General features: G+C 67.5%; 10 protein-coding genes and 1 tRNA gene. All 11 read left to right on the forward strand.

Annotated elements, in window-relative coordinates; all coding sequences use genetic code 11:
- Positions 1 to 279: 279 nt before the first annotated feature.
- Positions 280 to 352, forward strand: a tRNA-Trp gene (locus AOM09_RS02520).
- A 49-nt stretch (positions 353 to 401) separates the two neighbouring features.
- Entirely contained in the window at positions 402 to 659 is a 258-nt protein-coding gene (secE, locus tag AOM09_RS02525; protein ID WP_062383820.1) for a preprotein translocase subunit SecE, read from the forward strand.
- A gap of 23 nt (positions 660 to 682) precedes the next feature.
- On the forward strand, positions 683 to 1,375 hold the full coding sequence (gene nusG / locus AOM09_RS02530) for a transcription termination/antitermination protein NusG (protein WP_082098750.1): 693 nt from the start codon (positions 683 to 685) through the stop codon (positions 1,373 to 1,375).
- A gap of 60 nt (positions 1,376 to 1,435) precedes the next feature.
- A complete protein-coding gene (gene rplK, locus AOM09_RS02535) occupies positions 1,436 to 1,870 on the forward strand; it encodes a 50S ribosomal protein L11 (RefSeq protein WP_062303259.1) in 435 nt (144 codons plus the stop codon).
- A 67-nt stretch (positions 1,871 to 1,937) separates the two neighbouring features.
- Positions 1,938 to 2,636, forward strand: a complete 699-nt coding sequence (gene rplA / locus AOM09_RS02540) for a 50S ribosomal protein L1 (RefSeq protein ID WP_062383824.1) — start codon at positions 1,938 to 1,940, stop codon at positions 2,634 to 2,636.
- 334 nt (positions 2,637 to 2,970) lie between these two features.
- Entirely contained in the window at positions 2,971 to 3,492 is a 522-nt protein-coding gene (rplJ, locus tag AOM09_RS02545; RefSeq protein ID WP_062383828.1) for a 50S ribosomal protein L10, read from the forward strand.
- A gap of 60 nt (positions 3,493 to 3,552) precedes the next feature.
- Entirely contained in the window at positions 3,553 to 3,939 is a 387-nt protein-coding gene (gene rplL, locus AOM09_RS02550) for a 50S ribosomal protein L7/L12 (protein ID WP_062383832.1), read from the forward strand.
- Between the two features lie 511 nt (positions 3,940 to 4,450).
- Positions 4,451 to 7,924, forward strand: coding sequence for a DNA-directed RNA polymerase subunit beta (rpoB, locus tag AOM09_RS02555; RefSeq protein WP_062383835.1), 3,474 nt, complete (start codon positions 4,451 to 4,453; stop codon positions 7,922 to 7,924).
- A 74-nt stretch (positions 7,925 to 7,998) separates the two neighbouring features.
- Positions 7,999 to 11,871 (forward strand): DNA-directed RNA polymerase subunit beta', encoded by a 3,873-nt coding sequence (locus AOM09_RS02560; protein ID WP_062383839.1) that lies wholly within the window; start codon positions 7,999 to 8,001, stop codon positions 11,869 to 11,871.
- 200 nt (positions 11,872 to 12,071) lie between these two features.
- Positions 12,072 to 12,446: a 30S ribosomal protein S12 gene (gene rpsL / locus AOM09_RS02565; RefSeq protein ID WP_042213193.1), complete on the forward strand. Its 375-nt coding sequence runs from the start codon at positions 12,072 to 12,074 to the stop codon at positions 12,444 to 12,446.
- The gene (gene rpsG / locus AOM09_RS02570) at positions 12,446 to 12,916 is read left to right on the forward strand and encodes a 30S ribosomal protein S7 (RefSeq protein ID WP_042213191.1); all 471 of its coding nucleotides are present in this window, start codon (positions 12,446 to 12,448) and stop codon (positions 12,914 to 12,916) included. Before rpsL ends, rpsG begins: the two co-directional genes overlap by 1 nt.
- Positions 12,917 to 12,960 lie beyond the last annotated feature (44 nt).

The raw sequence follows: 12,960 nt of genomic DNA on the forward strand, positions 1-12,960 counted from the left end.
GACATAGGTGTCGGCGGCGACACCTATGGAGGAGCCGACCGCTCGGGGCACCGACAACGGTGCGCACGACCAGGCGCGGCGTGGAGGGCTCCCCGGATCCGCTAGGCTGATCTGGCGTTCATGCGGGCGGCGACGATGCCGCTGAAGGACCCGGGTTCGACTTCTCGCCCGGAACCGCGTAACATGTGACGTCGGCGATTGACATTCGTCAGGCTGGTTCGCGCCCTGAGCGCGAGCCGGGCTGGAGGATCAGAGAGCCGCGGGGGCCCAACCCCCCGAAGGGTAGTGGCGCAATTGGTAGCGCATCGGTCTCCAAAACCGACGGTTGGGGGTTCGAGTCCCTCCTACCCTGCGTAACGCGGGAGTCTCCCGCGACGCACTCCAGAGAGAAGGACTTTTCGGTGAGCGAATCTGCCGTGACGGATTCCGGAGAGAAGGACCCGCGGCACGAGACGCGCGAGGGTCTGAGCATCTTCGGTCGTATCGCGCTGTTCGTGCGCCAGGTCATCTCCGAGCTTCGCCGTGTGGTCACCCCCACGCGCCCGGAGCTGATCCGCTACATCTGGATCGTCCTCGGCTTCGTGGCCGTGATGATGCTCCTGGTGTTCGTCCTGGACGTGTCGTTCGGCTGGATCTCGCAGAAGGTCTTCGGCGGCTGACGCCGCCTCAAGGGGAGTAAGTGATGAGCGACGAGAACATTGACGAGACGGTGGTGCCCGTGGACGAATCCGTCGTCGAGACGGACGATGCCGTGGACGCCTCGATCGACGAGGCGCCGGCTGACCCGGTGGCCGAGTTCAAGTCGCGCCTGCGCACCCTCGAGGGCGACTGGTTCGTCGTGCACAGCTACTCGGGTCACGAGAAGCGCGTGAAGCAGGCCATCGAGCACCGCATCGAGAGCCTCCACATGGAGGACTACATCTTCGGTGTCGAGGTCCCGATGGAGGAGGTCGCCGAGATCAAGGGCGGCCAGCGCAAGCTCGTCACCCGCGTCCGGATGCCCGGATACGTCCTCGTGCGCATGTACCTCACGGACGAGTCCTGGGGCGCCGTGCGCAACACCCCGGGTGTGACCGGCTTCGTCGGCCACGCCCACAACCCCGTCCCGCTCACCATCGACGAGGTCTACTCGATGATGGCGCCCAAGGAGGTGGCCGATGCGGCCGCCACCGAGGAGTCCGCCGCGCCGAAGACCCCCGTCGAGGTCGAGTTCGAGGTCGGCGAGTCGGTCACCGTCATCGACGGTCCGTTCGCGACCCTCCCGGGCACGATCTCGGAGATCTCTGTCGAGAGCCAGAAGCTCCACGTGCTCGTGTCGATCTTCGGCCGGGAGACCCCGGTCGAGCTGTCGTTCACGCAGGTCACCAAGATCTGACGCGCGACAGCGCACCCGCGGCCGCCAAGCCGCACAGGCAACAAGATAAGGACCCTTAACATGGCACCCGCGAAGAAGAAGAAGGTCACTGGGCTGATCAAGCTTCAGATCCAGGCCGGCGCCGCCAACCCTGCCCCGCCGGTCGGTCCGGCGCTCGGTCAGCACGGCGTCAACATCATGGAGTTCTGCAAGGCGTACAACGCCGCGACCGAGTCGCAGCGTGGCAACGTGATCCCTGTCGAGATCACCGTCTACGAGGACCGGACGTTCACGTTCATCCTCAAGACCCCGCCGGCCGCAGAGCTCATCAAGAAGGCGGCTGGCGTCGCCAAGGGCTCGGGCACCCCGCACACGGTCAAGGTCGCGAACCTGACCGACGCGCAGGTGCGTGAGATCGCCGAGGCCAAGATGGCCGACCTCAACGCCAACGATATCGACGCCGCTGCGAAGATCATCGCCGGCACCGCCCGCTCCATGGGCATCACGGTCTCCTAAGGACCCCTCACCCCAGTGGGAGGGCCGCGCTGGCCCACGACCACGACTGCAGAAGGAAGACACGCAGATGACCAAGCGCTCCAAGGCCTACCGCGACGCAGCCCAGCTCGTCGACCGCGGCCAGCTCTACTCCCCGCTCGAGGCCGTCCGCCTCGCGCAGAAGACGTCCTCGAAGAACACCGACTCGACCATCGACGTCGTGTTCAAGCTCGGCGTCGACCCCCGTCACGCGGACCAGATGGTCCGTTCCACCGTCATCCTGCCGAACGGCACCGGCAAGACCGCCAGGGTCCTGGTCTTCGCCAACGGTGACAAGGCAGAGGCCGCCCGCGAGGCGGGCGCCGACATCGTCGGTGGCGACGAGCTCATCGAGGAGGTGGCCGCCGGCCGCCAGGACTTCGACGCCGTCGTGGCGACGCCCGACCTCATGGGCAAGGTCGGCCGCCTGGGCCGCGTCCTCGGCCCCCGCGGTCTCATGCCGAACCCCAAGACCGGCACCGTGACCATGGACGTCACCAAGGCCGTGTCCGACATCAAGGGCGGCAAGATCGAGTTCCGCGTCGACAAGCACGCCAACCTGCACTCCGTGCTGGGCAAGGCGTCCTTCGGCGACGAGAAGCTCCTCGAGAACTACCAGGCCGTCCTCGACGAGGTGCTTCGCGCGAAGCCGTCCGCGTCGAAGGGCCGGTACATCATCAAGGCCGCCATCTCCGCGACCCAGGGCCCGGGCATCCCGCTCGACGCCCTCGCGAAGTCCGAGGCGTAAGCACTCAGCGGTCCGCCGGCCCGGTCCCCTCGTGGGGGCCGGGCCGGCGGCGTTCCCGGGGCCGCGCATCGTCCGGTTTGCAATGGGACGATGCGTCGCTTAAGATGGTCAGGCCCAAGACCGCCGGTCGTCGGGCCCGGGACCTCCCGGGAACGACCGAAGCTCCGTACATGCGGGGACCAGCGCAGGTGAAGCTGACAGCGCCGAGTGCGCGGACGTCCGGGCGGCCTTCGGGTCGCCCTTGCTGTTCCGCGGACACGGACCCCCGGCCCCGCCTGCGCGGGGCCTTTCTCATGTCCGGGCCGGATGGCGGTCATCCGAAGGAAGGACAAACATGGCGACGCCAGACAAGGTGAACGCTGTTGCAGAGCTCGCGGACGACTTCCGCAACTCCGCAGCGGTGCTGATCACCGAGTACCGCGGCCTCTCCGTCCCGCAGCTCGCGAAGCTGCGCGGTGAGATCCGTGGCGCCGCGACCTACAAGGTCGCGAAGAACACTCTGACGGCGCTCGCGGCCAAGGACGCCGGCATCGAGGGTCTTGACGACCTTCTCGTCGGCCCCACGGCCATCGCGTTCGTCACCGGTGACCCGGTGGAGGCCGCGAAGGGTCTCAAGGCTTTTGCCAAGGAGAACGACAAGCTCGTCATCAAGGGCGGCGTTCTCGAGGGCAAGGTGATCTCTGCTGATGAGGTCAAGAAGCTGGCGGACCTCGAGTCCCGCGAGGTTCTGCTCGCCAAGGCAGCCGGCGTCATGAAGGCGTCGCTCTTTGGTGCTGCATACATGTTCCAGGCGCCGCTGGCTCAGGCCGCGCGTGCCGTCGACGCCCTGCGTGCGAAGCAGGAAGACGCAGCCTGATCCAGGCTGCACCCCACTACACACATCTGCTTCACGCAGGCAAGAGAGAAGGAAGTCATCATGGCTAAGCTCACCACCGCCGAGCTCATCGAGCAGTTCAAGGAGCTCTCGCTCATCGAGCTGTCGGAGTTCGTCAAGGCGTTCGAGGAGACCTTCGAGGTCACCGCCGCCGCTCCGGTCGCCGTTGCCGCTGCCCCCGCCGCCGGCGGCGAGGCCGCTGCCGAGGTCGAGGAGAAGGACGAGTTCGACGTCATCCTCGCCGCGGTCGGCGACAAGAAGATCCAGGTCATCAAGGAGGTCCGCGCGCTGACCGGTCTCGGCCTGGGCGAGGCGAAGGCGCTCGTGGACGAGGCCCCCAAGGCCGTCCTCGAGGGCGCGAAGAAGGACGACGCTGAGAAGGCGAAGGCGCAGCTCGAGGCTGCCGGCGCCACCATCGAGCTCAAGTAAGCTCGTTCGGCCTTAGCCGAAGCACTCGAACGGGGTCGGGTCCGCAAGGACCCGGCCCCGTTCTGTCGTCCCCGGGGGCGCTTGCAGGCGGCACCGGCGCGCGGGCCCGCTCGGATGGCGGAGCGACCCGACCCTGGCCCTGCATGCGTGCCGGCCTCAGCCTGGATGGAGGGCCGTCGGCCGACAGCACCGACATGCCGGCCGGAACGCTGCCTCGCGTGAGATAGGGCGGCGCGGTGGGCGTAGCGGCGCCACGATTCCGCGGAGCACCGCACGGGGCACGATGCGCGGGTTGCGATTGGGGCACGCTCGGCGTGTCGCCGCCGAAGCGGTCGCGCGGGCTGGACAATCTGCGCGCGGCGCGGTAGTCTGACGACTTGCGCTGTCTATCGCCCTGCCCTCATATGCCTACCTGGCGTGCGTCCGCTTGTAGCGGGTTTCGCCCCAGGATCCGGTGGAGCCGCGGCTAGGCATCGTGGTCACGCACGATCATAAAGGGAAGGAACCACCCTTGGCTGCCTCGCGCACCGATTCCGCCATCTCCAACCGTTCCGCATCGCGCCGCATCTCCTTCGCCCAGATTCAGGACCCCATCGAGGTTCCTAACCTGATCGGGCTCCAGACGGAGAGCTTCGACTGGCTGCTGGGCAACACCGCCTGGCAGGCGCGCGTCGCCGCCGCCAAGGACAGCGGCAGGAACGACGTCCCGGAGGTGGCAGGCCTCCAGGAGATCTTCGAGGAGATCTCGCCCATCGAGGACTTCGGACAGACGATGTCCCTGTCGTTCTCGGACCCGTACTTCGAAGAGCCCCGTTACACGCCCGAGGAGTGCAAGGAGAAGGACTTCACCTACTCCGCGCAGCTCTTCGTCACCGCGGAGTTCATGAACAACACGACGGGTGAGATCAAGTCTCAGACCGTCTTCATGGGCGACTTCCCGCTCATGTCGAGCCAGGGCACGTTCATCGTGAACGGCACCGAGCGCGTCGTCGTGTCGCAGCTCGTGCGTTCGCCCGGCGTCTACTTCGAGCGCACCCCCGACAAGACGTCGGACAAGGACATCTTCACCGCCAAGGTGATCCCGTCGCGCGGCGCGTGGCTCGAGTTCGAGATCGACAAGCGTGACGCCGTGGGCGTCCGCGTCGACCGCAAGCGCAAGCAGCCCGTCACGCTCTTCCTCAAGGCGCTCGGCATGTCCGACGACCAGATCGCCGAGGAGTTCGCGCAGTTCCCGGCCGTCCTCGAGACCCTCGCCAAGGACACCGTCCACGGCCACGAGGAGGCGCTCGTCGACCTCTACCGCAAGCTGCGTCCGGGCGAGCCGCCGACCGTCGAGGCGGGCCAGAACCTGCTCGACAACTTCTACTTCAACTCCAAGCGCTACGACCTCGCGAAGGTCGGCCGCTTCAAGCTCAACAAGAAGCTGGGCCTGAACAAGGCGCTGGGCGACTCGGTGCTGGGTCTCGACGACATCGTCGCGACGATCAAGTACATCGCGGCCGCGCACGCCGGCATCGCGACGCTCGACGGCGCCGAGGGCGACCTCCGCGTCGAGACCGACGACATCGACCACTTCGGCAACCGTCGCATCCGTGCGGTGGGCGAGCTGATCCAGAACCAGATCCGCACGGGCCTGTCGCGCATGGAGCGCGTGGTCCGCGAGCGCATGACCACGCAGGACGTCGAGGCGATCACGCCGCAGACGCTCATCAACACGCGTCCGGTCGTCGCCGCGATCCGCGAGTTCTTCGGCACCTCGCAGCTGTCGCAGTTCATGGACCAGAACAACCCGCTCGCGGGCCTGACCCACAAGCGCCGCCTCTCGGCGCTCGGCCCCGGCGGCCTCTCGCGCGACCGCGCGGGCATGGAGGTCCGTGACGTCCACACCTCGCACTACGGCCGCATGTGCCCGATCGAGACCCCTGAGGGTCCGAACATCGGCCTCATCGGCTCGCTCGCGTCGTTCGGTCGCATCAACCCGCTCGGCTTCGTCGAGACCCCGTACCGCAAGGTCGTCAAGGGCATCGTCACCGAGCAGGTCGACTACCTGACCGCGGACGACGAGGACCACTACGTCATCGCGCAGGCGAACGCCGGCCTCGACGACAACAACCGCTTCACGGACGAGCGCGTGCTCGTGCGTGGCAAGGGCGGCGAGGTCGAGTTCGTCGCGCCCGAGGCGGTCGACTACATGGACGTCTCGCCGCGCCAGATGGTGTCGGTGGGTACCGCCCTGATCCCGTTCCTCGAGCACGACGACGCGAACCGCGCGCTCATGGGCGCCAACATGCAGCGCCAGGCCGTGCCGCTGGTCCGCTCCGAGGCGCCGCTGGTCGGCACCGGCATGGAGCGCCGCGCGGCGATCGACGCCGGTGACGTCATCATCGCCACCAAGGAGGGCGTGGTCACCGAGGTGAGCTCGGACCTCGTCACCGTGGCGAACGACGACGGCACCACCGGCTCGTACCGCATCGCCAAGTTCCAGCGCTCGAACCAGGGCACGTCGTACAACCAGCGCGTGATCGTCGACGAGGGCGACCGCGTCGTCGTCGGCTCGGTCATCGCGGACGGTCCCGCGACGGACGAGGGCGACCTCGCGCTCGGCAAGAACCTGCTCGTCGCGTTCATGTGCTGGGAAGGCCACAACTACGAGGACGCGATCATCCTGTCGCAGCGCCTCGTGCAGGACGACGTCCTCTCCTCGATCCATATCGAGGAGCACGAGGTCGACGCCCGTGACACGAAGCTCGGCCCCGAGGAGATCACGCGCGACATCCCGAACGCCTCGGAGGAGGCGCTCGCCGACCTCGACGAGCGCGGCATCATCCGCATCGGAGCCGAGGTGCGCGCGGGCGACATCCTGGTCGGCAAGGTCACCCCGAAGGGCGAGACCGAGCTGACCCCGGAGGAGCGCCTGCTGCGCGCGATCTTCGGCGAGAAGGCGCGCGAGGTGCGCGACACGTCCCTCAAGGTCCCCCACGGCGAGTCCGGCACCGTCATCGGCGTCCGCGTGTTCACCGAGGAGGACGGCGACGACCTCCCGGCCGGCGTCAACCAGCTGGTCCGCGTGTACATCGCGCAGCGCCGCAAGATCCAGGAGGGCGACAAGCTCGCCGGCCGCCACGGCAACAAGGGCGTCATCTCGACGATCCTGCCCGTCGAGGACATGCCGTTCCTCGAGGACGGCACGCCGGTCGACGTCATCCTCAACCCGCTGGGTGTCCCCGGTCGTATGAACGTCGGCCAGGTCCTCGAGACCCACACCGGCTGGATCGCGAAGCACGGCTGGGATGCCACGGGCGCCAAGGGCGAGTGGACCAAGAACCTGCCCGCGGACGCGGTCACGTCGGAGCCGGGCACCCCGGTCGCGACGCCCGTGTTCGACGGTCTGCGCGAGGACGTCCTGGGCGGCCTCCGCACGGTGGTCAACCCCAACCGTGACGGCGTGCGCCTGGTCAACACCGAGGGCAAGGCGCGTCTGTTCGACGGCCGCACCGGTGAGCCGTTCCCCGAGCCGATCGCGGTGGGCTACAAGTACATCCTCAAGCTCCACCACCTGGTCGACGACAAGATCCACGCGCGCTCGACCGGCCCGTACTCGATGATCACCCAGCAGCCGCTCGGCGGTAAGGCCCAGTTCGGCGGCCAGCGCTTCGGTGAGATGGAGGTGTGGGCCCTCGAGGCGTACGGCGCGGCCTACGCGCTGCAGGAGCTCCTCACCATCAAGTCGGACGACGTGACCGGCCGTGTGAAGGTCTACGAGGCGATCGTCAAGGGCCAGAACATCCCGGAGCCGGGTCTGCCCGAGTCGTTCCGCGTCCTCATGAAGGAGATGCAGTCGCTCTGCCTCAACGTCGAGGTCCTCAACCACGAGGGCCACGTCATCGAGATGCGGGAGACCGACGACGACGCCTACCAGGCGGCGGAGTCGCTCGGCATCTCGCTGTCCAGCCGCCCCGATGCCTCGAGCGTCGACGAGATCTGACGAGCCCCGAGCTCACTCCATTCATAGGACAAGTTTTGGTGCCGGCATCAAGCCGGCGGTAAGGAAGTAGAACCTTGCTCGACGTGAACGAGTTCGGCGACCTTCGCATCGGCCTTGCGACCGCGGACGAGATCCGCAACTGGTCGCATGGAGAGGTGAAGAAGCCCGAGACGATCAACTACCGCACGCTCAAGCCGGAGAAGGACGGCCTGTTCTGCGAGAAGATCTTCGGCCCCACCCGCGACTGGGAGTGCGGCTGCGGCAAGTACAAGCGCGTCCGCTACCGCGGCATCGTCTGCGAGCGCTGCGGCGTCGAGGTGACCCGCTCGAAGGTCCGCCGTGAGCGGATGGGCCACATCGAGCTCGCCGCCCCGGTGACCCACATCTGGTACTTCAAGGGCGTGCCGTCGCGCCTCGGCTACCTGCTCGACCTCGCCCCGAAGGACCTGGAGAAGGTCATCTACTTCGCGGCGTACATGGTCACCGAGGTGGACGAGGACGGCCGCCACGAGGACCTTCCCCAGCTCCGCAACGAGATGGAGAAGGAGAAGAAGGCCCTCGCGAACGACCGCGACGTCCAGATCAACGCCCGCGCCGAGAAGCTCGAGAAGGACATCGCCGAGCTCGAGGCCGAGGGCGCCAAGGCGGACGTCAAGCGCAAGGTCAAGGACGGCGCCGAGCGCGAGATGGCGAACATCCGCAAGCGCGCCGATGCCGAGATCGAGCGCCTCGACGCGATCTTCGACCGCTTCGCCAACCTCAAGGTCCAGGACCTCGAGGGCGACGAGATGCTCTACCGCGAGATGTCGCGCCGCTACGGCTCGTACTTCAAGGGCTCGATGGGTGCGGAGGCGATCCAGCGTCGCCTCCAGGACTTCGACCTCGAGGCCGAGGCGGAGCACCTGCGCGAGGTCATCGCGACGGGCAAGGGCCAGCGCAAGACCCGCGCCCTCAAGCGCCTCAAGGTGGTCAACGCGTTCCTCACCACCTCGAACTCGCCCACGGGCATGGTGCTCGACTGCGTGCCGGTCATCCCGCCGGACCTGCGTCCGATGGTGCAGCTGGACGGTGGCCGCTTCGCGACCTCCGACCTCAACGACCTGTACCGCCGCGTGATCAACCGCAACAACCGCCTCAAGCGCCTGCTCGACCTCGGTGCGCCCGAGATCATCGTGAACAACGAGAAGCGCATGCTGCAGGAGGCCGTCGACTCGCTGTTCGACAACGGCCGTCGCGGCCGCCCCGTCACGGGCCCCGGCAACCGCCCCCTCAAGTCCATCTCGGACATGCTCAAGGGCAAGCAGGGTCGCTTCCGTCAGAACCTGCTCGGCAAGCGCGTCGACTACTCGGGCCGTTCGGTCATCGTCGTCGGCCCGACCCTGAAGCTGCACCAGTGCGGTCTGCCCAAGCAGATGGCGCTCGAGCTGTTCAAGCCCTTCGTCATGAAGCGCCTGGTCGAGCTCAACCACGCGCAGAACATCAAGTCGGCCAAGCGCATGGTCGAGCGCAGCCGCTCCGAGGTGTGGGACGTCCTCGAAGAGGTCATCCGCGAGCACCCGGTGCTGCTGAACCGCGCGCCCACGCTGCACCGTCTGGGCATCCAGGCGTTCGAGCCCCAGCTGGTCGAGGGCAAGGCCATCCACCTGCACCCGCTCGTCTGCGGCGCGTTCAACGCCGACTTCGACGGTGACCAGATGGCCGTGCACCTGCCGCTGTCGGCGGAGGCGCAGGCCGAGGCCCGTGTGCTGATGCTCTCGAGCAACAACATCCTCAAGCCGTCCGACGGCCGTCCGGTGACCATGCCCTCGCAGGACATGATCATCGGCCTCTACCACCTCTCCCTCCACAAGGAGGGCGAGGCCGGCGAGGGCCTGGTGTTCGGCTCGCAGTCCGAGGCGATCATGGCCTTCGACGCGAAGGCGATCTCGCTCAACGCCGAGATCCAGCTGCGCGTCGACGGCGACACCGTGCCGCCGGTCGACTTCGAGTTCCCCGAGGGCTACGTCGAGGGCGAGTCGTTCATGCTGACGACCACGCTCGGCCGCTCGCTCTTCAACGACCTGCTGCCGGTGACGTACCCGTACGTCAACCGCAACGTCGACAAGAAGGTGCTCGGCGACATCGTCAACACCCTCGCGGAGCGCTACCCGAAGGTCGAGGTCGCAGCCTCGCTCGACGCCCTCAAGGCGGCGGGCTTCCACTGGGCCACGCGGTCGGGTGTGACCATCGCCATCGGCGACGTCGCGACGCCGTCGAACAAGCAGGAGATCCTCGAGCGCTACGAGGCCCAGGCCGCGAAGGTCCAGGACCAGTTCGACACCGGTCTCATCACCGATGACGAGCGTCGCCAGGAGCTCATCGAGATCTGGACCCAGGCGACCAACGAGGTCGACAAGGCCATGCGCGAGTCGTTCCCGAAGCACAACACCGTCCACACGATGGTCGGCTCGGGTGCGCGCGGTAACTGGATGCAGGTGCGTCAGATCGCCGGTATGCGCGGCCTCGTGGCGAACCCGAAGGGTGAGATCATCCCGCGTCCGATCAAGTCGAACTACCGCGAGGGCCTCTCGGTCCTCGAGTACTTCATCGCGACGCACGGCGCCCGCAAGGGCCTCGCGGACACCGCTCTCCGTACCGCCGACTCGGGCTACCTGACCCGTCGTCTGGTGGACGTCTCGCAGGACGTCATCGTCCGCGAGGAGGACTGCGGCACCGAGCGCGGCCTGACGATGCCCATCGTCGAGGTCCTCGCCGACGGCTCGAAGGTCAAGCACGACCGCGTGGAGACCTCGGTCTTCGCCCGCACGCTCGCGACCGACGTCCTCGACGCGGCCGGCGCGGTCGTGGCGAAGGCCTCGGCCGACATCGGCGACGTCCTCATCGACAACCTCATCGAGCACGGCGTCACGGAGGTCAAGGTCCGCTCGGTCCTCACCTGCGAGTCCGCCGTGGGCACGTGCGCGCGCTGCTACGGCCGTTCGCTCGCGACCCGCGAGCTCGTGGACATCGGCGAGGCCGTCGGCATCATCGCGGCCCAGTCGATCGGTGAGCCCGGAACCCAGCTGACGATGCGTACGTTCCACACCGGTGGTGTCGCGTCCGCCGACGACATCACGCAGGGTCTGCCGCGTGTCCAGGAGCTCTTCGAGGCCCGTACCCCCAAGGGTGAGGCCCCGATCTCCGAGGTCTCCGGCATGCTCAAGGTCGACGACTCCGAGGCGACCCGTCGCCTCGTGGTCACCCCGGACAACGGGGACGAGCCGGTCGAGTACCCGGTCACCAAGCGTTCCCGCCTCCTGGTCCAGGACGGCGAGCACGTCGAGGTGGGCCAGCAGCTCGTCGCCGGTGCGGTCGACCCGAAGAACGTCCTGCGCATCCTCGGCCCGCGTGCGACCCAGAAGCACCTGGTCGACGAGGTTCAGAACGTCTACCGCTCGCAGGGTGTGGAGATCCACGACAAGCACATCGAGGTCATCGTGCGGCAGATGCTGCGTCGCGTGACCGTGCTGGACTCCGGCGAGACCTCGCTCCTCCCGGGCGAGCTCGTCGAGCGCAGCCGCTTCGAGGGGGCCAACCGCGAGACCGTGACCGCCGGCGGCAAGCCCGCCTCGGCGCGTCCCGAGCTCATGGGCATCACGAAGGCGTCGCTCGCGACCGAGTCGTGGCTGTCCGCGGCCTCCTTCCAGGAGACAACCCGCGTCCTCACCGAGGCTGCGATGTCCGGCAAGTCGGACCCGCTCATCGGCCTCAAGGAGAACGTCATCCTCGGAAAGCTCATCCCCGCTGGTACCGGCCTCGCGCAGTACCGCACGGCGACGGTCGAGCCCACCGAGGAGGCCAAGGCCAACCTGTTCCCGACCTTCGGGTACGAGGAGTGGGACGGACAGTACTTCGGCGAGGGCACCGGCGAGGCCGTGCCGCTCGAGGAGTTCGACATCCGAGACTGACATTCGACGGGGCCGGGCGGGTGTGATATCCGCTTTTGACGGCGGCGCGGAGCGCAGGTATCTTAGATGCTTGTGCCCGCGTCGCCGGGCCCCCGAGTCGCGCCCGTGGCGCGATACCCGATGGAACGACACGCCCGGGCGCGGGGGTCGGGCCGATACGAGAAAACGTTCCCGCAGAACCACAGAGACACGGAGAAGTAGTGCCTACGATTCAGCAGCTGGTCAGGAAGGGTCGCCACCCCAAGGCCTCGAAGACCAAGACCCCGGCTCTTCAGTCGAGCCCCCAGCGTCGCGGCGTGTGCACGCGCGTCTACACCACCACCCCCAAGAAGCCGAACTCGGCCCTTCGTAAGGTCGCCCGTGTGCGCCTCTCGACCGGCATCGAGGTCACCGCGTACATCCCCGGTGAGGGCCACAACCTCCAGGAGCACTCGATCGTGCTCGTCCGCGGTGGTCGTGTGAAGGACCTCCCGGGTGTTCGCTACAAGATCGTCCGCGGTTCGCTCGACACCCAGGGCGTCAAGAACCGCAAGCAGGCTCGCAGCCGCTACGGCGCGAAGATGGAGAAGAAGTAATGCCTCGTAAGGGACCGGCCCCTAAGCGTCCGATCATCAACGACCCCGTCTACGGCGCTCCGGTCGTCACGCAGCTCATCAACAAGGTCCTCCTGGACGGCAAGAAGTCGACCGCCGAGGCCATCGTGTACGGCGCCCTCGAGGGCGTCCGCGAGAAGTCGGGTCAGGACCCGGTCGTCGTGCTCAAGCGCGCGCTGGACAACATCCGCCCCGCCCTCGAGGTCCGCAGCCGCCGCGTCGGTGGCGCGACCTACCAGGTCCCCGTCGACGTGCGCCCCGTGCGTCAGACCACGCTCGGCCTGCGCTGGCTGGTCGACTTCTCGCGCCAGCGTCGCGAGAAGACCATGACCGAGCGCCTCATGAACGAGATCCTCGACGCCTCCAACGGCCTCGGCGCCGCTGTCAAGCGCCGCGAGGACATGCACAAGATGGCCGAGTCGAACAAGGCGTTCGCGCACTACCGCTGGTAGTCGCAGGCCTGTTCCGTTCGCACTAGAACCGAGGAGAACCACTC

This window comes from Demequina iriomotensis, from assembly GCF_000971395.1.
In the GTDB taxonomy this organism is placed as follows: Bacteria; Actinomycetota; Actinomycetes; order Actinomycetales; family Demequinaceae; genus Demequina; species Demequina iriomotensis.

Bases quoted from the DNA above. Each gene is read 5' to 3' on its own strand.
- nusG (WP_082098750.1), top strand. From the start codon at position 683: ATGAGCGACGAGAACATTGACGAGACGGTGGTGCCCGTGGACGAATCC.
- rplK (WP_062303259.1), top strand. From the start codon at position 1,436: ATGGCACCCGCGAAGAAGAAGAAGGTCACTGGGCTGATCAAGCTTCAG.
- rplA (WP_062383824.1), top strand. From the start codon at position 1,938: ATGACCAAGCGCTCCAAGGCCTACCGCGACGCAGCCCAGCTCGTCGAC.
- rplJ (WP_062383828.1), top strand. From the start codon at position 2,971: ATGGCGACGCCAGACAAGGTGAACGCTGTTGCAGAGCTCGCGGACGAC.
- rplL (WP_062383832.1), top strand. From the start codon at position 3,553: ATGGCTAAGCTCACCACCGCCGAGCTCATCGAGCAGTTCAAGGAGCTC.
- rpsG (WP_042213191.1), top strand. From the start codon at position 12,446: ATGCCTCGTAAGGGACCGGCCCCTAAGCGTCCGATCATCAACGACCCC.